Source organism: Synechococcus sp. L2F (assembly GCF_024345695.1).
Lineage (GTDB): Bacteria > Cyanobacteriota > Cyanobacteriia > PCC-6307 > Cyanobiaceae > MW101C3.
Genome location: NZ_JAGQBP010000002.1, coordinates 1 through 25,899 on the forward strand (window position 1 = coordinate 1; position 25,899 = coordinate 25,899).

At 68.8% G+C, this 25,899-nt stretch carries 26 protein-coding genes, 1 tRNA gene and 1 pseudogene; 17 read left to right on the forward strand and 11 right to left on the reverse strand.

Features of this window, described 5'->3' with window-relative positions:
• A pseudogene (locus KBZ19_RS04960) lies at window positions 1-126 on the reverse strand (photosystem II D2 protein (photosystem q(a) protein)); the annotation flags it as partial.
• Window positions 127-405: 279 nt separating this feature from the next.
• On the opposite strand from KBZ19_RS04960, the gene KBZ19_RS04965 reads away from it, so the two are divergent.
• The 4 genes from KBZ19_RS04965 to KBZ19_RS04980 all read left to right on the forward strand — a co-directional run bounded on the left by KBZ19_RS04965 (window position 406) and on the right by KBZ19_RS04980 (window position 2,436).
• Window positions 406-672 (forward strand): hypothetical protein, encoded by a 267-nt coding sequence (locus KBZ19_RS04965; protein ID WP_255100680.1) that lies wholly within the window; start codon window positions 406-408, stop codon window positions 670-672.
• Complete coding sequence (locus tag KBZ19_RS04970; protein ID WP_094511591.1) at window positions 669-1,409, forward strand: ABC transporter ATP-binding protein; 741 nt, start codon at window positions 669-671, stop codon at window positions 1,407-1,409. Before KBZ19_RS04965 ends, KBZ19_RS04970 begins: the two co-directional genes overlap by 4 nt.
• 16 nt (window positions 1,410-1,425) lie before the next feature.
• A tRNA-Asn gene (locus KBZ19_RS04975) sits at window positions 1,426-1,497 on the forward strand.
• 150 nt (window positions 1,498-1,647) lie between these two features.
• Window positions 1,648-2,436, forward strand: a complete 789-nt coding sequence (locus KBZ19_RS04980) for a response regulator transcription factor (RefSeq protein ID WP_094511593.1) — start codon at window positions 1,648-1,650, stop codon at window positions 2,434-2,436.
• Window positions 2,437-2,584: 148 nt separating this feature from the next.
• Here the strand turns inward: KBZ19_RS04980 and KBZ19_RS04985 are convergent, their stop codons facing one another.
• Genes KBZ19_RS04985 through KBZ19_RS04995 form a run of 3 tightly spaced genes read right to left on the reverse strand, consistent with a single transcriptional unit; the run spans window position 2,585 to window position 6,630 of the window.
• A complete protein-coding gene (locus tag KBZ19_RS04985) occupies window positions 2,585-3,544 on the reverse strand; it encodes a DNA polymerase III subunit delta' (RefSeq protein ID WP_255100064.1) in 960 nt (319 codons plus the stop codon).
• Complete coding sequence (gene tmk / locus KBZ19_RS04990) at window positions 3,537-4,211, reverse strand: dTMP kinase (protein WP_255100066.1); 675 nt, start codon at window positions 4,209-4,211, stop codon at window positions 3,537-3,539. Before tmk ends, KBZ19_RS04985 begins: the two co-directional genes overlap by 8 nt.
• Window positions 4,198-6,630 (reverse strand): heavy metal translocating P-type ATPase, encoded by a 2,433-nt coding sequence (locus KBZ19_RS04995; RefSeq protein WP_399220122.1) that lies wholly within the window; start codon window positions 6,628-6,630, stop codon window positions 4,198-4,200. The genes tmk and KBZ19_RS04995 overlap by 14 nt, the downstream gene beginning before the upstream one ends.
• 160 nt (window positions 6,631-6,790) lie before the next feature.
• Here KBZ19_RS04995 and KBZ19_RS05000 point away from each other — a divergent pair, with 160 nt between their 5' ends.
• A complete protein-coding gene (locus tag KBZ19_RS05000; protein WP_094511597.1) occupies window positions 6,791-7,312 on the forward strand; it encodes a photosystem I assembly protein Ycf3 in 522 nt (173 codons plus the stop codon).
• Between the two features lie 81 nt (window positions 7,313-7,393).
• Here the strand turns inward: KBZ19_RS05000 and radA are convergent, their stop codons facing one another.
• Window positions 7,394-8,875: a DNA repair protein RadA gene (gene radA, locus KBZ19_RS05005; protein ID WP_255100068.1), complete on the reverse strand. Its 1,482-nt coding sequence runs from the start codon at window positions 8,873-8,875 to the stop codon at window positions 7,394-7,396.
• Window positions 8,876-8,967: 92 nt separating this feature from the next.
• On the opposite strand from radA, the gene rpaB reads away from it, so the two are divergent.
• The 5 genes from rpaB to KBZ19_RS05030 are packed head-to-tail and all read left to right on the forward strand — an operon-like array spanning window position 8,968 to window position 13,787.
• Window positions 8,968-9,714 (forward strand): response regulator transcription factor RpaB, encoded by a 747-nt coding sequence (gene rpaB, locus KBZ19_RS05010; RefSeq protein ID WP_094511601.1) that lies wholly within the window; start codon window positions 8,968-8,970, stop codon window positions 9,712-9,714.
• Window positions 9,695-11,068: a phosphate acyltransferase PlsX gene (plsX, locus tag KBZ19_RS05015; protein WP_255100069.1), complete on the forward strand. Its 1,374-nt coding sequence runs from the start codon at window positions 9,695-9,697 to the stop codon at window positions 11,066-11,068. The genes rpaB and plsX overlap by 20 nt, the downstream gene beginning before the upstream one ends.
• Window positions 11,069-11,119: 51 nt before the next feature.
• Window positions 11,120-12,112 carry a beta-ketoacyl-ACP synthase III gene (locus tag KBZ19_RS05020; RefSeq protein ID WP_094511605.1) on the forward strand — a complete coding sequence of 331 codons (993 nt, stop codon included), beginning with the start codon at window positions 11,120-11,122 and terminating at the stop codon, window positions 12,110-12,112.
• 53 nt (window positions 12,113-12,165) lie between these two features.
• A complete protein-coding gene (gene fabD, locus KBZ19_RS05025; protein WP_094511607.1) occupies window positions 12,166-13,065 on the forward strand; it encodes an ACP S-malonyltransferase in 900 nt (299 codons plus the stop codon).
• The gene (locus tag KBZ19_RS05030) at window positions 13,062-13,787 is read left to right on the forward strand and encodes a 1-acyl-sn-glycerol-3-phosphate acyltransferase (RefSeq protein ID WP_094511609.1); all 726 of its coding nucleotides are present in this window, start codon (window positions 13,062-13,064) and stop codon (window positions 13,785-13,787) included. The genes fabD and KBZ19_RS05030 overlap by 4 nt, the downstream gene beginning before the upstream one ends.
• On the opposite strand, the gene KBZ19_RS05035 is transcribed toward KBZ19_RS05030, so the two are convergent.
• From KBZ19_RS05035 to KBZ19_RS05045, 3 genes are read right to left on the reverse strand one after another with little or no spacing between them, the layout of a single operon-like run.
• Window positions 13,729-14,286: a YdcF family protein gene (locus KBZ19_RS05035; protein ID WP_255100070.1), complete on the reverse strand. Its 558-nt coding sequence runs from the start codon at window positions 14,284-14,286 to the stop codon at window positions 13,729-13,731. The genes KBZ19_RS05030 and KBZ19_RS05035 overlap by 59 nt on opposite strands.
• Window positions 14,286-14,927 (reverse strand): tRNA (adenosine(37)-N6)-threonylcarbamoyltransferase complex dimerization subunit type 1 TsaB, encoded by a 642-nt coding sequence (gene tsaB / locus KBZ19_RS05040; protein WP_255100071.1) that lies wholly within the window; start codon window positions 14,925-14,927, stop codon window positions 14,286-14,288. Before tsaB ends, KBZ19_RS05035 begins: the two co-directional genes overlap by 1 nt.
• Window positions 14,927-15,178 (reverse strand): Ycf34 family protein, encoded by a 252-nt coding sequence (locus tag KBZ19_RS05045; RefSeq protein WP_094511615.1) that lies wholly within the window; start codon window positions 15,176-15,178, stop codon window positions 14,927-14,929. Before KBZ19_RS05045 ends, tsaB begins: the two co-directional genes overlap by 1 nt.
• Window positions 15,179-15,224: 46 nt before the next feature.
• On the opposite strand from KBZ19_RS05045, the gene KBZ19_RS05050 reads away from it, so the two are divergent.
• The 3 genes from KBZ19_RS05050 to KBZ19_RS05060 all read left to right on the forward strand — a co-directional run bounded on the left by KBZ19_RS05050 (window position 15,225) and on the right by KBZ19_RS05060 (window position 18,150).
• On the forward strand, window positions 15,225-16,484 hold the full coding sequence (locus KBZ19_RS05050; RefSeq protein ID WP_255100072.1) for a CCA tRNA nucleotidyltransferase: 1,260 nt from the start codon (window positions 15,225-15,227) through the stop codon (window positions 16,482-16,484).
• A gap of 191 nt (window positions 16,485-16,675) precedes the next feature.
• Entirely contained in the window at window positions 16,676-17,110 is a 435-nt protein-coding gene (locus tag KBZ19_RS05055; protein WP_255100073.1) for an RNA-binding protein, read from the forward strand.
• A 38-nt stretch (window positions 17,111-17,148) separates the two neighbouring features.
• Window positions 17,149-18,150: an alpha/beta fold hydrolase gene (locus KBZ19_RS05060; protein WP_255100074.1), complete on the forward strand. Its 1,002-nt coding sequence runs from the start codon at window positions 17,149-17,151 to the stop codon at window positions 18,148-18,150.
• On the opposite strand, the gene KBZ19_RS05065 is transcribed toward KBZ19_RS05060, so the two are convergent.
• Both KBZ19_RS05065 and pds read right to left on the reverse strand, forming a co-directional pair.
• Entirely contained in the window at window positions 18,126-19,067 is a 942-nt protein-coding gene (locus tag KBZ19_RS05065) for a phytoene synthase (RefSeq protein WP_094512340.1), read from the reverse strand. The two genes, KBZ19_RS05060 and KBZ19_RS05065, sit on opposite strands and share 25 nt — an antisense overlap.
• The gene (gene pds, locus KBZ19_RS05070; RefSeq protein WP_094511624.1) at window positions 19,064-20,464 is read right to left on the reverse strand and encodes a 15-cis-phytoene desaturase; all 1,401 of its coding nucleotides are present in this window, start codon (window positions 20,462-20,464) and stop codon (window positions 19,064-19,066) included. The genes KBZ19_RS05065 and pds overlap by 4 nt, the downstream gene beginning before the upstream one ends.
• Before the next feature lie 134 nt (window positions 20,465-20,598).
• On the opposite strand from pds, the gene KBZ19_RS05075 reads away from it, so the two are divergent.
• Together KBZ19_RS05075 and KBZ19_RS05080 are read left to right on the forward strand one after the other, a co-directional pair.
• Window positions 20,599-20,949 (forward strand): NAD(P)H-quinone oxidoreductase subunit M, encoded by a 351-nt coding sequence (locus KBZ19_RS05075; RefSeq protein ID WP_094511629.1) that lies wholly within the window; start codon window positions 20,599-20,601, stop codon window positions 20,947-20,949.
• Window positions 20,946-21,716 (forward strand): DUF3172 domain-containing protein, encoded by a 771-nt coding sequence (locus KBZ19_RS05080; protein WP_255100075.1) that lies wholly within the window; start codon window positions 20,946-20,948, stop codon window positions 21,714-21,716. The genes KBZ19_RS05075 and KBZ19_RS05080 overlap by 4 nt, the downstream gene beginning before the upstream one ends.
• A 51-nt stretch (window positions 21,717-21,767) precedes the next feature.
• Here the strand turns inward: KBZ19_RS05080 and KBZ19_RS05085 are convergent, their stop codons facing one another.
• Window positions 21,768-22,766 (reverse strand): LysR family transcriptional regulator, encoded by a 999-nt coding sequence (locus KBZ19_RS05085; protein ID WP_255100076.1) that lies wholly within the window; start codon window positions 22,764-22,766, stop codon window positions 21,768-21,770.
• A 73-nt stretch (window positions 22,767-22,839) separates the two neighbouring features.
• Between KBZ19_RS05085 and KBZ19_RS05090 the strand changes: the two genes are divergently transcribed.
• Complete coding sequence (locus KBZ19_RS05090) at window positions 22,840-23,619, forward strand: NnrU family protein (protein WP_399220101.1); 780 nt, start codon at window positions 22,840-22,842, stop codon at window positions 23,617-23,619.
• Window positions 23,620-23,691: 72 nt separating this feature from the next.
• Window positions 23,692-25,698, forward strand: coding sequence for an NAD(P)H-quinone oxidoreductase subunit 5 (locus tag KBZ19_RS05095; protein WP_094511643.1), 2,007 nt, complete (start codon window positions 23,692-23,694; stop codon window positions 25,696-25,698).
• Window positions 25,699-25,899: the final 201 nt, after the last annotated feature.

Here is a 25,899-nt window from a genome sequence, read left to right on the forward strand (position 1 = left end):
ATAGGCCGTGGGGAACAGCAGCAGACCGGACCAGCCGACAAACACGAAGCGGTCGCGCTTGAGCCAGTCATCGAGGACGTCGAACCATCCCCGAGCCGAAGGCGCGCGCCCTACAGCAATCGTCATGATGAAGAGGCTTCATGAAGCTTTACAAGGGCACTGTACGGAAATCAGCCGGTGGCCGGGGCTTCCGCCGCCCTGGCCCGGGGGCAATGAGTACTTGCACTCACCGGCTCTGTCAGCCCCAGGCCTTGCGGCCGCCCCGGTCGTCTGAACCGCACCGGAAGCAGCCCTGAATCCAGCCCCGAGCCAAACCGGAGCCAACCGGGAGCCGGCCGGCCCTTCAGCGGAAACCGCAGCGCCGCGCCATTCGCCAGAGTGGCGGCTGCCCTCACCGAAACCGCCGTGTACGTCGTCGAGCTCTCGCTCAAGCTCAGCCCCATGCCCGTCTCGGTCCAGCGCAAGGAACTGGCCGACGCCCAGGCCCTGTATGGCCAGATCAAGGCGGTCCTGGAGAGCGGTCAACCGCGCGTGCTCGAACTCAGCTGCGAGAAAGCCGAGGAGAAACGGGTCAGCCTGCTGAGCAGTGAGCTGGTGGCCGTTCAGCTCTACGAACGTTCGGCCGCGGGTGGCACCGGCACCAAACGTCCCGGCTTCAGCGTCGACAGTTGACCAGCTCGCCACCGGCCCATGCCAGCGCCGGTTTCTCCGCCCCTGATCCTCCGCTGGTGGTGGAGAACCTGGGGTTCCGCTGGCCCAACGGCAGCCTCGCCCTTGACCACATCAACCTCGAGGTGCCCCGTCCAGGGCTGTGGATGCTCGTGGGGGGCAACGGCAGCGGCAAGAGCACCCTGCTGCGGCTGATCGCCGGGCTGCTCGATCCGCAGCGAGGGCGGATTCACCGCCAGCGCACGCCGGCTCTGGTGTTCCAGAACCCCGACCACCAACTCTTGCTGCCCAGCTGCGGCACCGACCTCCAGCTCTCGTTGGCGGAGGGCCTCAGCCGTGAGGAGCGGCGCTGGCGGGTGGCCGAAGCCCTGGCCCAGGTCGGCTTACCTGGCCTGGAAGGGCGGCCGATCCACACGCTCAGCGGCGGCCAGAAACAGCGGGTGGCCATCGCCGGTGCCCTCGCCAGCGGTGCCGACCTGCTGCTGCTCGACGAACCCACCGCCCTGCTCGATCCAATCAGCCAGACGGAGGTTCTGGAGTTGATCCATCGCCTCTGCCACCGGCAGGAGCGACCCCTCACCGCCCTCTGGATCACCCATCGGCTGGAGGAACTCGAGCGCTGCGACGGGGCCGTGCTGATGGAAAGCGGGCGCATGGGCCGCTGGCAGGACGGGCCGGAACTGTGCCGGCGCCTTCGCGGCAGGGTCTCCCTCTTGCCTGGCGGCGCGACCGAGGGGTAGGTTCACCGGGTTGCCATCCTCGGTAGCTCAGCGGTAGAGCGGTCGGCTGTTAACCGATTGGTCGCAGGTTCGAATCCTGCCCGGGGAGTTCCTGTTCGCCTTGCCGCAGCGCTGCCTGCCGGTTGTTCACGTTCCAGTGGAGCGGTTGCCAGGATCGTGTTCCATACTTCTGCGAAAGCAGCTCATACGGCCTCTTCGAATCCAACGGATTGCCGCTGTCACCCGCCCTGCGCCGCCCATGAAGCCCTGCATCCTGCTGATCGAAGACGACAGGGACATGCGTGAGCTGGTGGCTGCCCATCTGATGCACGGCGGCTTCCAGGTGGAATGCGCCGAAGACGGCATCAAGGGCCAGGCCCTGGCCCTGCAGGCCCATCCCGACCTGATCCTGCTCGATCTGATGCTGCCCAAGGTGGATGGCCTCACCCTCTGCCAGCGCCTGCGCCGCGATGAGCGCACGGCCGGGATCCCGATCATGATGATCACGGCGCTCGGCGGCACCAAAGACAAGGTGAGCGGCTTCAACTCCGGCGCCGACGACTACCTGACCAAGCCCTTCGATCTCGAAGAGCTGCTGGTGCGGGTGAAAGCACTGCTGCGGCGCATCGATCGCGCCCCTCTGGCCGAAAAACACAACGAGATTCTCAATTTCGGGCCTCTCACCCTGGTGCCCGAGCGGTTCGAGGCCATCTGGTTCGATCAAGCCGTCCGGCTCACCCACCTGGAGTTCGAACTGCTCCACTGCCTGCTCCAGCGTCACGGTCAGACCGTGGCCCCCTCGCTCATCCTCAAGGAAGTGTGGGGCTACGAGCCCGACGACGACATCGAGACCATCCGGGTACACGTGCGCCACCTGCGCACCAAGCTCGAACCCGAACCGCGCAAACCCCGGTTCATCAAAACGGTCTACGGAGCCGGCTACTGCCTGGAACTGCCCACTGGCCCCCAGCTGGAACAGCAGGAGCGGCTGGTGCGAGAGCTTCGGCAGGACACGCGCGACCAGCTGCGCTCGCTCGAATCCGCCTGATTCCACCGACCATCTGCTGCTGAAGCGGCACCGACACAGCCGGAGCGCTGCTTCAGAGACTCCCCAGGCGCCGATGAGAGCTTCGCGCTGTTGTCCGTCAAGGGGCGCGTGGCGCAGGTGGCGGTCAGATCCCCCTGGAACTCCAGGCTCACACCAGCGATCCGCCCAGCTCCAGCAGTGCCACTTCCCAGGCCAGCCGGGGTTGCACAGCCCCCTGCAACTGGCGCCGGAGGCGCTCGATCCGCTGCTGATCGGCCTGACAGAGATCGCGGCGCCAGCTCTGCAGTTGCCACCAATCGAGCAACCACAGCTGAAGATCCAGATCCAGGGCTTCGGTGAGCTCACGGGCCAGGGCCAGCGCCTCCAGCGGTTGGCCCGGCCGCTCCAGCAGCCGCTCCGCCAGCCCCGGTGGCAGGGCCTGCCATTGCTCCCGGTGGCGCAGCAACGCCCCCGGCGAGCCGGCCGCCAGCGCGATCAGGCCGGCGGCCTCTGGCCCCTCCGCCACGGGTGAGAGATCGGCGCGGCGGTGCAGCACCGCCTGCAGGGAGGCCGGATCCAGCCGGCTGAACACGATCTGCTGGCAACGAGAGCGAATCGTGCTCAGCAGGCGCTCGGGCGCGCTGGTCAGCAGCACGAGCAGCCCGTTGCCGGGCTCTTCCAGGGTTTTGAGCAGGGCATTGGCCGCCCCCTCCGCCATCATCTCCACCGCCTCGATCACCACAAGGCAGTGGTCGCCCTCCAGCGGCCGACGGGCCAGGAAACGGCTGATCGCCCGCACCTGCTCCAGGCGCAGCTGGGGCAGCGACCGCTTCGCCACTCCCTGGCCGATCGCCTCCGAACGGGGGATCAGCTGGCCCTGGTGCTGGTAGGTGGGCTCCACCCAGAGCAGATCCGGGTGGTTGCCCTCCTCCAGCCGGCGTCGCAGCGGGGCTGAGCCAGCGACCCCAGCCAGAATGCCCTCGAGGAAGCGCAGAGCCGCCAGGCGCCGTCCCACCCCATCCGGCCCGCTGAACAGGTAGGCCGGCGCCAGCCGCTGGCGCTGCAGCGACGCGGCAAGCAGGGCCACGGCCTGGGGCTGGCCGATCAGGTCGGCGAACAGATCAGCCATCGCAGCCACCAGCAGCGGCGAAACGGCACCGCAGCAGTGTCGCAATCGCTTCCGCCACCTGTTCGGGAGCAGCGGCAGCCTCCACCCGCGCCCAGCCCCGCTGCGCCGCCAGCTGGGCGAATCCTCCAGCCACCCGCTGCAGGAAGGGCAGTCCCGCCGACTCGATCCGATCGGCGGGCCGGTGGCCGCGACGCTCCAGTGAGAGCGGCAGGGGCAGGTCCAGCCAGAGGGTGAGGTCGGCCGTCAGGCCGGCGGTGGCGATGGCCTCCAGCTGGCCGATCAACGCGAGATCCAGGCCACGGCCATAGCCCTGGTAGGCGGCCGTGGAGCCGGCAAAGCGGTCGCTGATCACCCAGTGGCCCGCCGCCAGGGCGGGCGCGATGCGGGCCTCCACGTGCTGGGCGCGGTCGGCCGCATAAAGCAGCAGTTCCGCGGTGGGGCAGGGGCTGGCCGCCTCCGGCGGATGCAGCAGCAGCTGCCGCAGCGCCTGGCCCAGCGGCGTCCCTCCCGGCTCGCGGCACACCACCAGCTCCGCCCCGGGCGCCAGCAGGCCGCTGCTGGGCAACCAGGCCTGCAGGCGTTCGAGCTGGGTGGTCTTGCCACAGCCATCGATGCCCTCCAGCACGAGAAAGCGCCCCCTGGGGCGATCGGGGTCAGGCTGGACCATGCAGCAGCAGCGCGTTCACCACCACGGTGATCGAGCTCATCGCCATCAGCAGGGCCGCCAGGGGTGGGGAGAGCACCACACCGAAGCCTGGCAGCAGGGCGCCGGCGGCGATCGGCAGCACCACAAGGTTGTAGCCGAAGGCCCAGAAAAGATTCTGGCGCACCTTGGCCAGCGTGCGCCGCGCCAGCTGCAGCGCCAGCACGAGCGAGGACAAGCGGTCGCCAAGGATCACCAGATCGGCGGTGTCCTGAGCGATCTGGGTGCCGGTGCCCACGGCGATGCCGAGATCGGCCGCCGCCAGAGCGGGCGCATCGTTGATGCCATCGCCCACCATCGCCACCGGCCCCAACTGCTGCCAGCGCACGATCTGGTCGAGCTTCTGCTCGGGGCGCAGTTCCCAGGCAAGGGCGTCGTCCGGCAAGCCGAGCCGTTCACCGAGGCGCCGCACGGCAGGCTGCCGGTCACCGCTGAGCACGCCGAGGTTCAGCCCCATGGCACCGAGCTCCTGCACGGTGGCGACCGCATCGGCGCGCGGTTGGTCGTGCACCGCCACGAGGCCCAGCAGGTGGTTGCCGACCGCCACGGCCAACACCGAGCCGCCGTCGGCCTCCAGTGCTGTGAGCCGCTGGCGGAGCGGAGCGCCCAGAGCAACCCCTCGCCGCTCCAGCCAGTCGAGGCGACCCACCCGGCAAGGGCCGCTGACCCCTTCCAGTTCCCCCTCCACCCCGGCCCCGGCGAAGGTGACGCAGGTGCTCACCGGCCAGAGAGGAAGCTGGCGGCGCTCCGCCTCCTGCAGCAGGGCATGGGCGAGCGGGTGGCGGGTCTGCTGCTCCAGGCTGGCCGCCACACGGATCAGGGCATCGGCGTCGACCAGCTCGCCCGCCAGCTGGTGAGCTGGATCCGTGGGGGACAGTTCGATCGCCACCACCAGGGGGCGGCCCAGGGTGAGCGTGCCGGTCTTGTCGAACAGCACCGCCTGCAGACGCGCGGCGGTCTCGATCGCATCGCCGCCCCGGAACAGCACACCAGCCCGGGCCGCCAGCCCTGAGCCGACTGTGATCGCCGTGGGGGTGGCCAGGCCCAACGCACAGGGGCAGGCCACCACCAGCACGGAAATCGCCAGCTGCAGGGCCAGGCTGAACGGGGTCTCGGCGGCGGCCCCCGCCAGCCCGTGGCTGGAACCTCCCATGCCCATACCACCAAGGCCGTGCCCACCGAAGCTGTGAGCAGCCCCGGCCCCATGGCCCAGCAGCGGAGCCACCATCAGCACGTCCGGCCACAGGCGGGTGCCCCACAGCCACCAGAACAGGAAGGTGGCCAGGGCGAGAACAAGCACCAGCACGGTGAAACGGCCGGCCACCCGGTCCACCAGGCGCTGTATCGGCGCCTTGCGGGCCTGGGCCTGCTCGACCAGCGCAATGATCCGGGCCAGGGCCGTCTCTGCACCGGCGCGGGTCACCTCCAGCACCAGCGGCGCCTGCAGGTTGAGCATGCCGGCCGCCAGCTCACAGCCCGGGCGGGCCTCCAGCGGCAGGGGCTCGCCGGTGAGACTCGACACATCCACCGCCGAGCAGCCCTCCAGCACCACCCCATCCACCGGCACCCGGTCGCCCGGCAGCAGTTGCAACCGATCAGCGGGCCGCAGCCCTCCCACCCGCACCTCTCGCGGGGGGCCATCGCCCACCAGCAGCAGCGCCGTTTCGGGTTGGAGCTGGGCCAGCTGCTCCAGCGCCCGGCCGGTGCGGAAGCGGGCCCGTTCCTCCAGGAAGCGGCCCAGCAGCACGAAGCCGAGCAGCATCACCGGCTCATTGAAAAAACAGGGCCAGCCCGCCGCCGGCCAGAGCAGGGCCGCCAGGCTGGCGAGGTAGGCGCTGCCCATGCCCAGGCCCACCAGGGTGTCCATGCTGGGCATGCGGTGCCAGGCGCTCAGGGCGCCGCGCACCAGGATCGAACGACCCGGCAGCGCCAGGGCCAGGGTGGCCACGAGGGCGTGGAACCAGAGCGCCGCCAGCAGGGCTCCGAGCGGGGACGCCAGCAGCGATGCCGGCAGGCTGCCCGCCTCCGCCAGATGGCCCAGCACCGACACCACCAGCAGCGTCAGCGCCGCGATCAGCTGGCGCCACTCCAGCCACCAACGATGGCGCTGGGCCAGCTCGGCCGCCGTGGGTGCCGGCAGCGACTGATCACGCAGGCGTGCCGCAAAGCCGAGCCCCTCCAGGCTGGCCAGCAGGGCCGCCACCTGGGTGTCGAGGCCTGGCTGCGCGGCCTCGACAGGAGCGGCCAGGCCCACCCAGGCGGTGTGGGTGAGCAGGTTCACGCTTGCCTGGTGCACACCGGGCACGGCCAGCAGGCGCTTCTCCACGGCACGCACGCAGCCCCCGCACTTCATGCCGTCCACCTCGAGCAGCACCGGCACCAGGGGGCGGGGAGACGGTGCAGCCGGAAGCGGTGAGACGGCGGGGCCGGGGGAAACCTGAACCACTGGGATCGGCAGCTGGGTTTCAGGCTAGGGATGGCCTCCGGCAGAAGCTGGCTCGCCGCGCAGGCGTCAGGATGGGTCCACAAACCAGACCGTTCCCGTGCCCCGCAGCCAACGCAACGACAACTTCATCGACAAGAGCTTCACGGTCATGGCGGACCTGATCCTCAAGGTGATTCCCACCAACCGGCGGGCGAAGGAGGCTTTCGCGTACTACCGCGACGGCATGAGCGCCCAGGGCGACGGCGAATATGCCGAAGCGCTGGAGAACTACGAGGAAGCCCTGAAGCTGGAGGACGACCCCAACGACAAGGCCTTCATCCTCTACAACATGGCGCTGGTGTTCACCAGCAACGGCGATCACCAGAAGGCGCTGGAGTTCTACGAGCAGGCGCTGGATCTCAACCAGCACATGCCGCAGGCCCTCAACAACATCGCGGTGATTCACCACCACCTCGGCTCCCTGGCGGAAGAACGGGGCGACACCGATGAGTCGGACCGCTGCTTCTCCCGCGCCGCCGACTACTGGACCAAGGCGATCCGCATGGCGCCGAACAACTACATCGAAGCCCAGAACTGGCTCAAGACCAGCGGGCGCGGCAACGTCGACGTCTACTTCTGAGCCTCGTCGGGGCGCCTGGGCAGGGCGTTGCACGGCGCGGGGTGTGGCCTGGCCGGGGCAGGGTGGAGCCGCCGGCCCGGCTCAGTCGGCTGCAGGGTCAAACCCCAGCCCGGCCACCAGGGCCTCCGCCACAGTGGCGGCCTCCAGCAGCTGGAGATCAAGCCCGGCGGCGATCGCCCCGAGGCCGCTGCCGCGCGGCACCACCGCCCGGCGGAACCCCAGCCGCGCCGCCTCCTGGAGGCGGAGCTCCAGCTGGCCCACCGGCCGCAGCTGCCCCCCCAGCCCCAGCTCCCCTACCAGCACCGTGCCGGCCGGCAGGGTCAGATCGCGGTAGCTGGCCACCACCGCCGCGGCCACGCCGAGATCGGCCGCCGGCTCCTCCACGTCAAGGCCACCGGCCACCGCCAGGTAGCAATCGAAGCGGGAGAGGGGCAGCCCCATGTGCTTTTCAAGCACGGCCAGGATCTGATGCAGCCGGTTGATGCCGATGCCGGTGGCCGTGCGGCGTGGGCTGGCATAGCTGGTGGTGCTCACCAGGGCCTGCAGCTCGACCACCAGCGAGCGGGTGCCTTCACAGGCCACGATCGTGGCGGTGCCGGCGGCGGGGCCGTCATGGCCGAGGAACAGCTCGCTGGGATTGGTGACTTCCGCCAGCCCCCGGTCGCGCATCTCGAACAGGCCCAGTTCGTGCGTGGCACCGAAGCGGTTCTTGACCGCCCGCAGCAGCCGGTGGCTGGCGAAGCGGTCGCCCTCGAAGGTGAGCACCGCATCGACGAGGTGTTCGAGCACCTTGGGCCCTGCCAGCATCCCCTCCTTGGTGACATGCCCCACCAGCAGCAGGGCGGTGTCCTGGCGCTTGGCCAGCCGTTGCAGGGCACCGGCGCATTCGCGCACCTGGGCGACCGATCCCGGCGCGCTGCTGAGCTGGTCGTCATGCAGGGCCTGGATGCTGTCGATGATCGCCACCGCCGGCCGCAGCGCCTCAAGCTCCTGCAGCACCAGCTCCAGATCGGTTTCCGCCAGCAGCTGCAGCCCGGCACCCGCCGGCACGGCCCCATCGGCCCCAACCGGCTGCTCCGCAGCGCCGGCATCTGGCGGGGCGAGCCGGCTCCAGCGCAGGCGAACCTGCTGCGCCGACTCCTCGGCGCTCACGTAGAGCACCGAGGTGATGGCGGCCAGCGCCTGGGCGCTCTGCAGCAGCAGGGTGGATTTGCCGATGCCGGGATCGCCCCCCACCAGAACCAGCGCCCCGGGCACCAGCCCGCCGCCCAGCACCCGATCGAACTCGGCGAAGCCGCTGGGCAACCGCTGGAGCGGCCGCTCCACCGCCATCAGGATCGATTCCGAGCGCCGGGGACGCCCTGGGGCCAGGGCCGCCTTCTCGCCCGCACCGGTACGGGCAGGCGCGCCCTCAGGGGCGGCGCGGCGGCGGCGGCCATCAGCGGCGGGGCCGCTCTGTTCCACCAGCGTGTTCCAGGCACCGCAGCCATGGCAGCGGCCGAAGAACTGGCGGGTCTGAGCTCCACAGGCCTGGCAGATGAACAGCGGTGCGGATCGGGCCACGGCGGTGTGTGAAGAATGGTGGCGTTGGGTGAATTTGCCGCCCCTCCGACCAGTTCAGTGGTCAGGACTTGTGTACCCAGGCCGGCGCAACCATGACGGCTTCCTCCTCCGCCAAGGAAACCATCCTGGTCGTTGACGACGAGGCGAGCATCCGCAGGATTCTCGAAACCCGCCTCACGATGATCGGCTACGACGTCGTCACCGCCTGTGACGGCGTGGAGGCGCTTGAGGCCTTCCGCCATTCCAGCCCGGATCTGGTGGTGCTCGACGTGATGATGCCCAAGCTCGACGGCTATGGCGTCTGCCAGGAGCTCCGTAAGGAATCCGATGTGCCGATCGTGATGCTCACCGCTCTGGGCGATGTGGCCGACCGCATCACCGGTCTGGAGCTCGGTGCCGACGACTACGTGGTGAAGCCCTTCAGCCCGAAGGAGCTGGAGGCCCGCATCCGCTGCGTGCTGCGCCGGGTGGAGAAGGAGCAGGTGGTAGGCATCCCCAACTCCGGCGTGATCCAGGTCAACGAGCTGCGCATCGACACCAACAAGCGCCAGGTGTACCGGGGCGAAGAGCGCATCCGCCTCACCGGCATGGAGTTCAGCCTGCTGGAGCTGCTGGTCAGCCGTTCGGGTGAGCCCTTCAGCCGCGGCGAGATTCTCAAGGAGGTCTGGGGCTATACCCCCGAGCGTCACGTGGACACCCGGGTGGTGGATGTCCACATCTCACGGCTGCGTTCCAAACTGGAAGATGATCCAGCCAACCCCGAGCTGATCCTCACCGCACGGGGTACGGGTTACCTGTTCCAGCGCATCGTGGAAGCCGTTGCCTCCGAAGGACTCTGATTCAGAACTGAGACAACGCCGCGCCAAACCCAGCCGCGCGATCCGCCGGCTGGTGGTCTGGTATCGCCGCAATGCGACGGTCACCAGCCTGGTTGACACGGCCACCTCCTCAGCCAGCACTGCCGCCTCCGCTGCTTCCGCCGCCGCCTCGGTGGCCGGCTCGATGGCCTCGGCGGCAGGTTCGGTGGCCTCCTCCGCCGGCACCATGGCGGGATCGGTTGCCGGCACAGTGCTGCACCCGCTGATGAGCTACCCCCGCCGGCGCCTGCAGACCGGTGGCGATGGGTCCGCCCCGATCCGCGACCGTGACCGCATCTGGATGGCCGTCGACGGCATGGGGGGAGACCATGCCCCCGGCCCGATCCTCGAGGGCTGCCTGGCCGCCGTGCGCTGCCTGCCGGTGAAGATCCGCTTCGTGGCCGAAGCCGCGGCGGTGCAGCAGGCCGCGGCCGCCCTGAACCTGGAAGACGACCTGCGCGAGAGCCTGCAGGCCGGGCTGCTGCAGCTGGTCGCCAGCGGCCCTTCGGTGGGCATGGACGAGGAAGCCACGGTGGTGCGCCGCAAGCGCGACGCCAGCATCAACATGGCCATGGACCTGGTCAAGAGCGGTGAGGCGGCGGCGGTGTACTCCGCCGGCAACTCCGGAGCCGTGATGGCCTCGGCGATCTTCCGGCTCGGCCGGCTCAAGGGCATCGACCGCCCCGCCATCGGCGCCCTCTTCCCCACCAAGGACCCGGGCCGGCAGGTGCTTGTGCTCGACGTGGGCGCCAACATGGACTGCAAGCCGGTGTACCTGCAGCAGTTCGCCCTGCTGGGCAGCATCTACAGCCGCGACGTGCTCGGCATCCCCCAGCCCCGCATCGGCCTGCTGAACATCGGCGAGGAGGCCTGCAAGGGCAACGAGCTCACCATCAAGGCCTACGCCCTGCTCGCTGCCGAGCAGCGGCTGCGCTTCGCCGGCAACTGCGAAGGCCGCGACGTCCTCTCCGGCAGCTTCGATGTGGTGGTCTGCGACGGCTACACCGGCAACGTGCTGCTCAAGTTCCTGGAGTCGGTGGGCAGCGTGCTGCTCGATGTGCTGCGGGCCGAACTGCCCCGGGGCAGGCGCGGCAAGGTGGGCTCCGCCTTCCTGCGCAGCAACCTGGTGCGGATCAAGAAGCGCCTCGACCATGCCGAGCACGGCGGCGCCCTGCTGCTCGGCGTCAATGGGGTCTGCGTGATCGGCCACGGCAGCAGCAAGGCCCTTTCGGTGGTCAGCGCGCTGCGTCTGGCGCACCTGGCCGCCAGCCATGGGGTGATGGAAGATCTGCACAAGCTCAGCAGCGAGGAGAGCTCCGTTCCTGCCTGTGGTTGACTGAGCCGAACCGTGGGTGAGTCGGTGGCGCTTGGCCGGATGGGCGCAGGCATGGCGCTCGTGGGATGCGGCAGTTCGCTCCCCGCTCTGATCGTCAGCAACGACGCGCTGAGCCTTCGCGTCGACACCAACGATGAGTGGATCCGCAGCCGCACCGGCATCGCTGCGCGCCGTGTGGCCGGGCCCACGGAAACGGTGACGTCGATGGCCACAGCCGCCGCCCGCAACGCCCTTGATCACGCCGGCTGGTCGGCGGAGACGGTGGATCTGATCCTGCTGGCCACCTCCAGCCCGGACGATCTGTTCGGCACCGCGCCGCGGGTGCAGGCGGGGCTGGGGGCCACCAACGCCGTGGCCTTCGATCTCACAGCCGCCTGCAGCGGCTTTCTCTTCGCCCTGATCACCGCAGCCCAATACATCCGCGCCGGTAGCGCGCGCAAGGTGCTGGTGATCGGGGCCGACCAGCTCAGCCGCTGGGTCGACTGGGACGACCGGCGCACCTGCGTGCTGTTCGGCGACGCCGCCGCCGCCATCGCCGTGGAGGCCTGTGAAGGCGAGCGGGATGGCCTGCTGGGCTTCCGCATGCGTTCTGACGGCCGCCGCGCCGCCTGCCTGACCCTGGCGCAGCGGGAGGAGCGGCAGGCGCTGCTCGACGGCCACACGGCCCAGCGCGGAGGCTTCGCGCCGATCCACATGAACGGCCAGGAGGTGTACAAGTTCGCCGTCAAGGAAGTGCCGGCCGTGCTGCAGGAGCTGCTCGCCGCCACTGGCACCACCGCGGCCGAGCTCGACTGGCTGCTGCTGCATCAGGCCAACCAGCGCATCCTCGATGCGGTGGCCCAGCGTTTCGCCATTCCCAACCAGCGGGTGCTCAGCAACCTGGCGGCCTACGGCAACACCTCTGCCGCCACGATCCCGCTGATGCTCGATGAAGCGGTACGTGATGGCCGCATCCAGCCTGGCCACCTGATCGCCAGCAGTGGCTTCGGCGCCGGGCTGAGCTGGGGAGCGGCGCTGCTCCGCTGGCGTGGACCCGGCGGCTGAGGGGGCTGGCCAGGGCGTCGCCGTAATCTCAGATTCCGTTCAAGACGAACAGGATGGGCATTGCCTGGGTGTTTCCCGGCCAGGGATCGCAGAAGCTGGGAATGGTGGGCGATCTGCTCGACCTGCCCGGAGCGCGCGAGCGGTTTGCTTCTGCTTCGGATCTCCTGGGCAGGGATCTGCTGGCGATCTGCGCCGGTGAACCGCTCAGTGATCCCACCGCACCGGCCGACCTGAACGACACCCGCAACAGCCAGCCGGCCCTGTTCGTGCTGGAAAGCCTGCTGGTCGATGCGCTCAAGGGGATGGGCCGCTGCGCCCATCTTGTGGCCGGACACAGCCTTGGGGAGCTGGTGGCGCTCTACGCCGCTGGTGTCTTCGACCTTGAGGCAGGCCTGGCCCTGATGCGGCAGCGAAGCGAGCTGATGGCCGCCGCAGGTGGCGGGTCGATGACCGCCGTGATCGGCTTCAACCGGGAGGAGCTGGACGAACGGATCGCCGCCAGCGAAGGGGTGGTGATCGCCAACGACAACAGCGCCTCCCAAGTGGTGCTCTCCGGCAGCACCGAGGCAGTTCAGGCCCTGTGCCAGAGAATCAACTGCAAGCGGGCGATCCCCTTGGCTGTGTCGGGGGCCTTCCATTCCCCCTTCATGGCAGAAGCCGCGGCCGCCTTTCGCCAGCTCCTGGAGCAGGTCCCATTCGCCAATGCGGCCATTCCGGTGCTCAGCAACACCGATCCCACCCCGGCCACTGACGGCGCCCTGCTCAAGGAGCGCCTGAGCGAGCAGATGGTCACGGGGGTGCGCTGGCGCGAAACCATGGACCAGTTCCCGCGGCTAGCGATCGAAACCGTGGTGGAGGTCGGGCCGGGCAACGTGCTGAGCGGCCTGCTGCGCCGGGCAGTCCCCGGCCTCGCCACCGCCCAGATCGGCGCGGCGGCCGACCTGGCGCTTTGAGCGAATCCAAAGGGCTGGATTCCTCCGATCCGCTGGCGCTGTTGAATCCCCGCCCCAGCCTTACCTACCGGCTGATCAGCTATTTGCTGGTGTTCCCGCTCTACCGGATCCTGTTCCGTGGGCGCACCAGCGGCAATCGAAATGTGCCCACGGAGGGTGCACTGGTGGTGGTGGCCAACCACGGCTCCCACTTCGACCCGCCGTTGCTGGGCCACGCCTTGGGCCGACCCGTGGCCTTCATGGCAAAAGCAGAGCTGTTCAGGGTCCCCCTGCTGGGCCCGATCATTCGCGCCTGCGGGGCCTACCCGGTGCAGCGGGGGGCCAGCGACCGCGAAGCCATTCGGGTCGCCACAGCACGGCTGGCCCAGGGCTGGGCCACCGGGGTGTTCATCGATGGCACCCGGCAGCTGGACGGCCGCGTCAACCAGCCGCAGGCGGGCGCTGCTCTGCTGGCGGCACGGGCCGGCGTGCCCCTGCTACCGGTGGCGATCGTCAACAGCCACCGGGCCATGGGCGCAGGCCGTACCTGGCCACGCCTGGTGCCGATCCACATCCGTATCGGCCAGCCGATCCCGCCGCCCGCCTCGCGCCGTCGTGAAGACCTCCTGGCGACCACCCAGGCCTGCCAGGACCAGATCAATGCCTTGCTGAACGAGGGCCTGATCAGGCCCGGGTCTGAGCGTGCTGCGCTTGCGCCCAGTTCTTCAGATCCCGCCCGCTGAGCACCCACACCACGGCCCGCAGGCCGTCGCCCCAGCGCTTGGTGAGGCTCTCAGGATGGCAGTGCTCCCCGCAGGAGACCGCCACGGGCGTGAGCTGGATGCCGCGGCTGCCGGCCACCACCCGGCCGACCAGCAGGGCCCGGTCCATGTGATCACTGCTGGTGACCAGCAGCACGTGACGGATGCCGCCCCGGCGCAGATCATCCACCACGGTGGTGAAGTTGGAAAGCGTGTCATGGGCGCGGTAATCCAGCCGGTATTGCTGCTGCCGCAGGCCTTCCTGATCGAACAGCCAGCGGGCGTATTCCGGGTTGCTGCCGCCGCTGACCACCACCGGCAGACGGTATTGAGTCGCCAAGCGCCCGGCCACCTTCTCGCGCTTCACGTCACCGCCCAGCACGAGGATGAGCTGGGGCGACGAAGCCGGCGGCAGCAGCAGGGAACGTCCCAGCCAGAAGCTGCCCGCCGTCAGCAACGTCAGCAGCACCAGGCGGCGCATCAACCCTCTCCCCCCACGGGGCTGGTGGGATAGATCGGCAGCACCGTGCTCCAGGGGGCCGGCCCGCCGGCCAACGCCGCCGCCTTGCTGAAGGCGAGCAACTGGGCCACATCAGCTCTGGCTTCCACCACCGCCGGCAGCCGTGGGCCAGGAGGCACGGCATCGGCGTCGGCGAACAGACGCGGCGGCTGGCGCTCCACCACCCCCCCTGGAGCCCCTGCATCGAGCACGTAGGCACCCGCCACCACACCTCGGCGCGGCAGCTCGTGCAGCAGCCAGAACGGATCGGCGGCCGTCAGCGGCTCTCCGTCCTGCCAGAGGCGCCGCGCCACCAGCAGGAAACTGCTGACACCATCCAGGGGCAGAGCCAGCTGCTGGGCCAGCGTGCGGGCCATCACCACGGTGAGCCGGGTGCCAGTGAAGCCACCGGGCCCGGTGGCCACCGCCAGCCGTGCCAGCTGCGGCCAGCGGCAGGCTGGCAATACCTCCTCCACGCAGGCGAGCAGATCGTTGGAGAGCCGGCGCCCCAGCGGGAAGGTGTGGATCAAGGGCGGCGTCTCCGGCTCCAGCAGCGACTGGAGCGCCACTCCCAGCACCTCGCTGCTGCTGTGCAGGGCCAGGCCCCAGGCAGGAGCGTCCATCACCGCGGGACCGCCGCCAGAGGACGCAGCCGTTGCCAGCGGCCCGGTTCAGCCTGGAAGCTGGCGCAGGACCGCACGTCCCATTCCACGCCCACGCGGTTCTCTGGCAGATCCATCACCTGCACATGGATGCGTGGATCCACCGGGCGAAAGTCGGGGGCAACGGCGAGATGCTCGACGCCGTGCTGGCGCTCCACCGCGTGATAGGCCTGGCAGCGGTCCACCCAGTGGCAATCCACGCAGATGCACATGCCTGAGTGGTCTCCGAATGCAGCCATTCTGGCGGGCAAGGCCAGCGTGCCTCTGGATCTGGCCGCCGCCACGGCTCTGCTGCGCCGCCGCCTGGCGACGGAACGCTGGCCGGTGCCTCCGGCGGCCTTCCCTGCGGGCACCGCCCTGGTGGGAGGCGCCGTGCGCGATGGCCTGCTCGGGCGGCTGGGGGAGCGGCCCGACCTCGATCTGGTGGTGCCGGTGGAGGCCATTGCCCTGGGCGAGCGGCTGAGCCGGGAGCACGGTGGTCGCTGCGTGGTGCTGGATCAGGAGCGCTCGATCGCCCGGCTGGTGATCCGGGGCTGGAGCGTGGATCTGGCCCGCCAGGCCGGCGCGGACCTGGCCACCGATCTGCTGCGCCGCGACTTCTGTCTCAACGCCCTGGCCCTGCCCCTGGCGGCGAGCAGCCAGCTGCTCGACCCGAGCGGCGGCCTGGCCGATCTGGCGGCGGGACTGATCCGGGCCGTGAGCGAAGCGAACCTGCTGGACGACCCGCTGCGACTGCTGCGAGGTGAGCGACTGGCCGCGGAACTGGGCTTTCACCTCGACGCCACCAGCGCAGCCTGGATCCAGCACCACAGCCGCCGGATCGACCAAGTAGCCGTGGAGCGCGTGCGGGTGGAGCTGGAGAAGCTGGCGGCGTGCGCCGGCGGCGGCGAAGGGCTGGCCCGGGTGCTGACGATCGGCCTGCTGGACGCCTGGCGCCAGCCGGACGCTGTGGAAGGCAGTGCAGCCGGCAATGAAGCCGCCGGTGCCGCATTGCGACAGCTCACCCCGGCGACGGCACACGCCAGGGGCCTGAGCGAAGACGAAGCCCGCGTGGCCCTGCCCCTGGCGCGCCTGGCCACGCTGCTTGATGCCGCCAGCTGGGGGCGGCTGCACGCCAGCCGGGCGCTGCAGCGGCGCTGCGGTCTGCTGCGGAGCTGGCGGGCGCAGCTGGAGGGGCCCGGCGGGGTGCGGGATCCCGCCGCCCCGTTCGGCTCGGAACGGGAGCAGGTGCACTTTCACCGCGACCTGGAGGACGACCTGCCCGCCCTGCTGCTCATGCTGCCGCTGCCGTTTGCGCGGGAGTGGCTGCCCCGCTGGCGTGATCCGGGCGATCCTCTCTTTCATCCCAGGCCCCCGCTCGACGGCACGGAACTGCAGCAGCGGCTGGGGCTGGCCCCGTCACGGCGGCTGGGCGAACTGCTGGCCCACCTGACGATCGAGCGCGCCTTCGGCCGCCTGGAGAGCAGCGAGGAGGCCCTGGCGGCGGCGCGTCGCTGGCTGGCTGGACCGGCGCCGTGATTGACTGCTCTGTGTACAGGCATCTTCCATCGCTTCATCGAAGCCCGAACGGCAACGGTTGACGTCCAGTTCCTGAACGTCAGAAACACCTCCCCGATCGCTCTTTGGCGCCTCCTGCGCTGCCCTGCGTTTCGCCGGTGCGTTCACCCGATGGCGCAGGCCGCCACCTCCCTTCTCTCCCCCCTCCTCCCATGAGTGTTCGTCTCTACGTCGGCAATCTGCCGCAGACTTTCGATGCCGCCGAGCTCGATGCTCTGTTCACTTCCATCGCCGAGGGCGTGCGCTTCAAGACCGTTCAGGACAGGGAAACGGGTGCCTGCCGTGGTTTCGGTTTCGCCAATGTCGAGGATGAGAAACTGGCCGACACCGTGATCGAGCAGCTCAACGGCCACGACTTCGGCGGCAACAGCCTGCGTATCGAGCGCTCCGAGCGCCGTGACAGCCGCCCCGGCACCGGCGATCGCCGGCCCACCGCCGGCGGTGCCGCTCCCGTGGCGGCCCGCAAGGCCGTCAACAAGGTGGTGCACAGTGACACCATCACCGAAGGCGCCCCCGATCCGCGTTGGGCCGGTGAGCTCGCCAAACTGAAATCCCTGCTGGCCAACCAGACAGCCACCACGGTCTGAGCCAGCACCCCGTTCCGCCGGTCGGCGGCGATGCTGCCTTGACCCACCCGCTGGCTTCCACCGCGCCAAGCCCTGCCTCCTCCTCCTGGACCTGGCAGGGTCACACCATCCGCTACCGCTGCCTCGCCGGCCCCGAACCGGCGGGGCTTCAACGTGTGGTGCTGATCCACGGGTTCGGCGCGAGCCTGGGCCACTGGCGCCACAACCTGCCGGTGATCGCCAGCCGCTTCTCGGTGTGCGCCATCGATCTGCTCGGATTCGGCGCCAGCGACAAGCCGCGCTCCCGCCTGGCCGATGAAGCCGAGCAGCCCGGAGCGGTGCGCTACTGCTTCGATCTGTGGGCCGAGCAGGTGGCGGATTTCGTGCAGCAGGTGGCCCTGCAGCACGCTCCCTCCGCCCGCGTGCATCTGGTGGGCAATTCCATCGGCGGCGTGGTGGCCCTAAGGGCGGCCCAGCTGCTGATGGCCCGCGGCGTTCCGCTGGCCCAGGTGATCCTGATCGACTGCGCCCAGCGCACGTTGGATGAAAAGCGCGTGGCGGAACTGCCGCTGCTGGAGCGCTGGAGCCGTCCTCTGGTGAAGCAACTGGTGCGGCAGCGCTGGCTGGTGGCTCCCCTGTTCCGCGCCCTGGCCCGGCCTGCCTTCATCCGTCAGGTGCTGGAGCGGGCCTACCCCAGCGGCGCCAACATCGACGACGCCCTGGTGGAGCTGCTGCACCGGCCCAGTACCGATGCCGGAGCGCCCGAGAGCTTCCGCGGCTTCGTCAACCTGTTCGACGACCACCTGGCACCGGAGCTGCTTGCCGAGCTCACCGTGCCGGTGCGCATGCTGTGGGGAGCAGAGGATCCGTGGGAAGCGCCAGCCGAAGCCGAATGCTGGGCGCGCCTCTTCCCCTGCGTGCAGGAACTGAAGGTGCTGCCGGGGTTGGGGCACTGCCCTCATGACGAAGCTCCCGAACGGGTGAATCCGATCCTGCTGGACTGGCTGCAGGCGGAGGCCGGGGCCACTGCAGAGGTTCAGCGGGCCTGGGAGATCACGTAGGAGAGCGGCAGGTCGAGCAGCTTGAAGGGCTTGGGAACGTAGGCCCGGTGGTTGAAAACGTCGTAGTTGAGTTGCTCGATCACTGTGAGAATGCCGCGATACAGCCGCAGCGAGGCCCACACCGGCCAGCGGGCATCGGCCGCCAGCCAGCGCACCCCCGCCTCCGAACGGCCGAACCAGTAGCGGGCGCGTTGCAACTGAAAGGCCATCAGGGCCCGCCAGTTTTCATTGAGCAGCCCCGCCATCAGGTCGGATTCCGAGTAGTTGAAGCGCTGCAGATCTTCCTGCGGCAGATAGATGCGGCCACGGCTGCGGTCTTCGCCCACATCGCGCAGGATATTGGTGAGCTGGTTGGCGATGCCAAGGGCCACCGCCGCTTCGGAGGTGTCGGGCCGTTCGCTCCAGGGGGCCGTGGTGTAGGCCGGATCAAGCCCCATCACTTCCTGGGTCATCAGGCCCACGGTGCCAGCCACCCGATAGCAATAGAGCTGCAGTTCATCGAAGCTGGCGTAGCGATGGCAGACCAAGTCCATGCGCTGCCCCTCGATCATGTCGAGGTAGGGCTGGAGCGGCTGGGGATAGCGCTGGATGGTGTCCACCATGGCCAGATCGAGCGCATCGTGCACCTCGCCAGCAAACAGGCGGCGGGTGCGGGCTTCCCAGCGATCGAGCCGCTCGGCGAGTTGGTCAGTGGGCAGCCGCTGCGCCTGGGGGCTGTCCATCAGTTCGTCGGTGCGGCGGCACCACACGTAGATCGCCCAGATGGCCCGCCGCTTGGCGGGGGGCATCAGCAGGGTGCCGAGATAGAAGGTCTTGGCCCACTGGGCGGTTTCCTGGCGGCAGGCCTCGTAGGCGTGCTCCAGGTTCAGGCCGGAGCGGAGGGAAGCGGCGGTGGGTGAAGCGGCCAGCACGCTCACACCGCCACCGGCTGCACCAGCGCGGACGCCTGCCGGCTGACCGCCTCGGCGCACAGCTTGCCGCTCAGGACTGCCCCTTCCATCGAAGCCAGATAGCGCTGCATCGTGTAGTCGCCGGCCAGGAAGAAGTTGGCGATCGGCGATTGCTGCGAGGGCCGCAGCTGCTGGCAGCCGGGCACGGTCTTGTAGACGGAGAGGGGGGTTTTGACCACCCGGGCCTTGCGCAGCTTGGCCTGGTCGTCGCCGTTGAAGTGGTCGGGGAAGAGGCGGCGCAGCTCCTCGAGGGTGGCGGCCACGATGTCGTCATCGCTGCGGCCGATCCACTCCGCCGCAGGGGCGAAAACCAGCTCGAGCATGGAGCGGTCGGGGTCGGCGTACTCGCGGCAGGTGTTGCTCATGTCGGCGTAGACGCTGAGCAGGTCCGAACGACTGAACAGAAGATGGTCGATCGCGGTGAGTTTTCGATCGAACCAGAGATGAATGTTGATCACCGGCACCCCCTTGAGCCCGTCGAGCTTCTGGAAGTAGGGCAGCTGGCGCCAGGGATCCGGTAGCAGGAGCTTGAGCGGATCCACCGGCAGGGCGCTGACGTAGGCATCCGCCTCCACCTCACGGCCGGGCTGGCCCTGGATGCCCCCGATCCGGAAGCTGCGCACGCTGCCATCGGCGGCCAGGCGGATCTCGCGCAGGGGGCTGTCGAGGTGCACCTCGCCACCGCGCTCCCGTATCGAGGCCACGATCGGCTCACAGAGACGCTCTGGGGGGTTGCCGTCGAGGAAGGCCATCTTCGAGCCGTTCTTCTCCTGCAGGAAGCGGTTGAGGGCCGTGAGGATCACCGTTGAGGAGATTTCATCGGGATTGATGAAGTTGAGCGCCTTGCTCATGGCGATGAACACTTCATCGTTCACTCGCTGAGGGATGTTGTGAAGGCGCAGCCATTCCGACCAGGAGTATTTGTCGCACTCCTCCACGTAGTCCTGGCCGCGGAGCATGGCGGGCACAAGGCCGAGCCCGAAGGCGATCTTCTCAGGCCAGGTGAGCATGTCGTTGTTGCCGAGGATGGCGGCAACACCGTTGAGAGGGGCGGGAAGGTCGGGGAAATCGAAACGGCTGTAGGTGCCTGGCGCCTCCTTCTGGTTGAAGATCATCGCGTGATCCTTCCACTGCAGGCGATCCTCGATGCCCAGCTCCGCGAACAGCTGCAGCATGTTGGGGTAGGCCCCAAAGAAAATGTGCAGGCCGGTTTCGTACCAGTCGCCGTCTTCGTCCTGCCAGGCCGCCACCTTGCCGCCGAGCACGTTGCGCCCCTCGAGCAGCACCGGCGTATGGCCGGCATCGCAGAGGTATTTGGCACAGGACAGGCCGGCGAGTCCTGCTCCGGCAATGGCGACGCGCATGCAAAGACGAAAACCAGACGCCAACCTAAAAGGATGCCCCCTGCCAACGTCGGGCGCCTGGCTGCCGTGGCCCTGCCCGCACCGGCGGTTCCTAGAGTTGCGGTGGCCCATCTCCGTCCGTTCGCCTCCGTTCCATGGCCGACGACCTGCTGCTCAAGTCCACCACCCGTCATGTGCGGCTGTTCACGGCACGGCTCGAGGGGGGTGAACTGGTCCCCGACCCGCACCAGCTGACCCTCGACCTCGACCCGGACAACGAGTTCCTCTGGGACGCCGGCGTGCTGCAGAAGGTGCAGCAGCGTTTCCGTGATCTGGTGGCCGGTTTCGCCGGCGCCGAGCTCACCGAATACAACCTGCGCCGCATCGGTTCGGAGCTGGAGGGCACGATCCGCCAGCTGCTGCAGGCGGGCGAACTCCGCTACAACCCGGACGCGCGGGTTCTCAACTACTCCATGGGCCTGCCCCGCAGTGCCGCTTCCACATGACCCGCTCCCGTGATGGCAGCGCCTTCTCCAGAGGCGATGGCAGAGGCAGCCGCGGCCGCTCCAGCGCCGATTACGCCGGGTCGGACTACGCCAGCTCCGACTACGCCTACGACCGCCGCGGCTCCCGCTACGACGCCGCCCGTTACGACGCCGCCGATGAGCGGGATCCCGGCGACCGCTCCCGCGCCGCCCGCCCCACCCGCAACGGGGGTGGCGGCGGTGGCGGTGGTGCCACACCGGGTGGGGGTGGTGGCAAGCCCGGAGGCGGCCCCTTCGTGTTCAACGTGGCCACGATCGCGGTGCTGGCCGGGGTGCTCGTGGTGGGCATCGGCATCGGCACGGCGCTCTCCAGCAACACCGTGGGCAACCAGGGGAACATCGCCAGCAGCCAGCAACTCGACCTGGCCGTGCCCGACCCCGAGTTCTGCAAGCAGTGGGGGGCGAGCGCCTTCGTGATGGACGTGGAGCTCTACACCACCATGAACCCAAGCAGCAGCTTCGTGACCCAGCCGACGCTGCAGCCGGGCTGTGTGATCCGCCGCGAGAACTGGAGCGTGCTGCAGAAGGAGGGCGCCGTCACCTCCGAGCAGATGCGCCAGTGCAAGCAGCGCATGAACACCTTCGCCTACATCGGCTCGATCCGCGACAAGCCGATCGTCCGCTGCGTCTACCAGACAGACATCAGCGGCAACAAGTTTCAGACCCGGGGCATTGCCGGCGCTGCCGACGACGCCGTGGGCATCACCCCGGAAGGCGACCAGTTCTGAGTTTGATCCCGAGCCCCCGCCTGCAGGAGCCTCCGGGCTCGTGCAGGGGGCTCAAGGGGCGGGCTGAAGCACCGTGGTGGCGGCTTCGGCCGGGGGGGTGGTGCGGGGGGTCTGGCGCAAGGGGCTGTCGGGGCTGGCGAACACCGGCAGCACCTCGCGGCGGAAGGCTTCCGAAGCCCTGGAGCAGTAGCGGGCCGGATGGGTGATCAGCTTCAGCTGGCGGCGCACCAGCAGGTCGGTCACGTTGGGACGGTGCAGGGATCCGGTCGCCAGTTCCCGCTCGATCGACACCACCGGCAGGAAGGCGGCACCCAATCCCGACTGCACGGCGTTCTTGATCGCCTCGAAGGAATTGAGCTCCATCTCGATCTTGAGACGCTGCACTTCCAGGCCGGAGCGGGCCAGCAGCTGGTCCACCATCTTGCGGGTGGTGGACTGGGCATCAAGGCAGACGAAGCTGAGCCGGTAGAGGTCGTCCTTGTGGAGTTCCGGCAGGCGGGCGAGGGGATGGTTCACCGGCAGCACCAGGGCCAGTTCATCGCTGGCGTAAGGAATCACCTGGAGCAGGTCGTTGAGTTCGCCGGGCAACTCACCGCCGATGATCGCCAGATCCACCTGGCCGTTGGCCACGCTCCAACTGGTGCGCCGGGTGCTGTGCACCTGCAGCTGCACCGACACGTCGGGATACTTCTGCCGGAACAGGCCGATCATGCGCGGCATCAGGTAGGTGCCGGTGGTCTGGCTGGCGCCCACGATCAGGGAACCACCCTTGAGGTTGTGCAGGTCGTCGAGGGCGCGGCAGGCCTCCTGGCACTGGCCCAGGATGCGGTCGCAGTAGCTGAGCAGGAGATGACCCGCCTCGGTGAGCTGGGCCTTGCGGCCGCCCCGGTCGAAGAGCGACACATCGAGCTGCTTCTCCAGGTTCTGGATCTGCAGGCTCACCGCCGGCTGGGTGACGTAAAGGCTGTCGGCAGCCTTCTTGAAGCTGCCTTCGCTGGCGATGGCCCGCAGGATGCGCAGCTGATCGAGGGTGAACGGCAGATCAGCCATGGAACGACCCCGGGGCTGGACGCCGGCATGAACGGAGAACTTTAGGAGCAAAGCCCGGGCCACCCTCCACGCCATGCCGCGGCGGACGAAGCAGAATCGCCGCTGCAGCTTCTGCCCCGTGCTTTCCCCGCTCCACCACACCAGCCTGGTGATGGTTGCCCTGCTGGTGGCCTTTGCGGTGCTGCACAGCGGCGGGGCCGCCCTGCGCGTGTGGGGGGAGCAGCGCATCGGGGCCCGGGCCTGGCGCCTGCTGTTCGCGGCTGTGAGCATTCCGGCCGCTGTGGTGGTGGTGGGGTACTTCCTCGCCCATCGCTATGACGGGGTGCGGCTCTGGACCCTGCAGGGCACCCCCGGACTCATCCCTGTGATCTGGGTCGGAACAGCGATCAGCTTCTTCTTTCTGTATCCCGCCACCTACAACCTGCTGGAGATTCCCGCGCTGCTGCAGCCCCAGGTGCGCCTCTACGAAACCGGGATCATCCGCATCAGCCGCCACCCCCAGGCCGTCGGTCAGATCCTCTGGTGCGCCACCCACCTGCTCTGGATCGGCAGCAGCTTCATGGTGGTCACCTGCGCCGGATTGATCGCCCACCACCTGTTTGCCGTCTGGCACGGCGACCGACGCCTGCGGGCGCGCTTCGGCGAGGCCTTCGAGCAGCTCAAGGCGCGCACCTCCGTGGTGCCGTTCCTGGCGGTGATCGACGGACGCCAGACGCTGCAACTCACAGAATTCCTGCGGCCTTCCCAGCTGGGGATCGCCATCGCCATCGGCCTGTTCTGGTGGAGCCATCGCTACATCGGGCCTGCGGCCAGCGCCTTTCTGAGCGGACCCCTGGGACGGACGTTGGGCTGATCGCACACCCACACACAGGCCGGCCGTGCCCAGGAAGCTGCCTACACTCGCGGGGCCGCTAACTGGAGCTGGATGACATCGGCCGCTGAAATCGCCTGGTTGATTCCCGTTCTGCCCTTGGCGGGGGCGGCGCTCACCGGTCTCGGGCTGATCAGCTTCAACCGCACCGTCAACCGGCTGCGCAAGCCCGTTGCCCTGCTGCTCATCACCCTGATCGGGGCGGCAGCCGTGCTGAGTTACGCCGTGCTGGCGGAGCAGCTGGCCGGAGCGCCAGCCACCGAAGTGCTCTTCAACTGGGCCAGCGCCGGCACCTTCAACCTGCAGATGGGGTTCCGTGTTGATGCCCTCGGCGCCGTGATGCTGTCGCTGGTGACCACCATCGCCTTGCTGGTGATGGTGTATTCCGATGGCTACATGGCCCACGACAAGGGCTATGTGCGCTTCTTCACCTATCTCGCCCTGTTCAGCAGCTCGATGCTGGGGCTGGTGATCAGCCCCAACCTGCTTGAGATCTACGTGTTCTGGGAGCTGGTGGGCATGTGCTCCTACCTGCTGGTGGGCTTCTGGTACGACCGCGAGGGTGCCGCCCATGCCGCCCAGAAGGCCTTCATCGTGAACCGCGTCGGCGACTTCGGCCTGCTGCTCGGCATCCTCGGCCTGTTCTGGGCCACCGGCAGTTTCGGCTTCGAGGAGATCGGCGCCGGCCTCTCCGCCGCCGTGGCTGAAGGCTCGCTCTCCAACGGCGTGGCGGTGCTGCTGTGCCTGCTGGTGTTCATGGGCCCGATGGCCAAGTCGGCCCAGTTCCCCCTGCACGTGTGGCTGCCCGATGCGATGGAGGGTCCCACCCCGATCTCCGCCCTGATCCACGCCGCCACGATGGTGGCCGCCGGCGTGTTCCTGGTGGCCAGGCTGCAGCCGGTCTACGAACCCTTCCCGCTGGTGCAGGCCGTGATCGCCGTGATCGGCACGATCACCTGCTTCCTGGGGGCCTCGATCGCCCTCACCCAGATGGATCTCAAGAAGGGCCTGGCCTACAGCACCGTGTCACAGCTGGGTTACATGATGCTGGCGATGGGTTGCGGCGCTCCCGAGGCGGGCATGTTCCACCTCGTCACCCACGCCTTCTTCAAGGCCATGCTCTTCCTCTGCTCCGGCTCGGTGATCCATGCCATGGAAGAGGTGGTGGGCCATGAGCCGGTGCTTGCCCAGGACATGCGCCTGATGGGAGGGCTGCGCCGCTTCATGCCGGTCACCTCCACCACCTTTCTGATCGGCTGCGTGGCGATCAGCGGCATTCCGCCGCTGGCGGGCTTCTGGAGCAAGGATGAAATCCTCGGCCAGGCCTTCAACGCCTTCCCGCTGCTCTGGGCGGTGGGCTTCCTGACTGCCGGCATGACCGCCTTCTACATGTTCCGGCTCTACTTCCTCACCTTCGAGGGCAGCTTCCGCGGCGGTGACCTCAGCGTCCGCAGTGCCCTGCTCCAGGCTGCCGGCAAGGCTCCGGAAAGCCATGAGGAGGGCCATGGCTCCCACGCCTCCCACCCGCACGAATCGGGCTGGCAGATGGCCGCACCACTGGCGGTGCTGGCCGTTCCCTCGGTGCTGATCGGCCTGCTCGGCACGCCCTGGAACAGCCGCTTCGCCGCCCTGCTCAACCCCGGCGAGGCCGCCGAGATGGCCGAACACTTCAGCTGGGGCGAGTTCCTGCCGCTGGCCGGCGCTTCGGTGACGATCTCCGTGATCGGCATCACCATCGCGGTGCTGGCCTACGCCCTGCACAAGCTGGATCTGGCCACCGCCGTGGCCGCCCGCTTCCCCACCATCAATGCCTTCCTGGCCAACAAGTGGTACCTGGATGCGATCAACGACCGCCTGTTCGTGAAAGGCAGCCGCAAGCTGGCGCGTCAGGTGCTGGAGGTGGACGCCAAGGTGGTGGACGGGGTGGTGAACCTCACCGGCCTGCTGACCCTGGGCAGCGGCGAAGGACTCAAGTACTTCGAAACCGGCCGCGCCCAGTTCTATGCGCTGATCGTGTTCGGCGGCGTGATCGCCCTGGTGCTGCTGTTCAGCAGCTTCTGAGTCCGCTCCGTGCGCGCCTCGGCGCGGGCTCTGTGTGTCATCCCATATCTGGGCGGTACTGGGCAGTTGAGCATTTCTACACTCCGTCCAGAACTGAATTCCCTGGCCAGTGCCGCTTGACCCTGCCGTTGCTCCGGAGGCCCTTGCGGCCCTGGGCACAGCCTCCACCGGGGCCTTCCCCTGGCTGAGCGTTTCGATCCT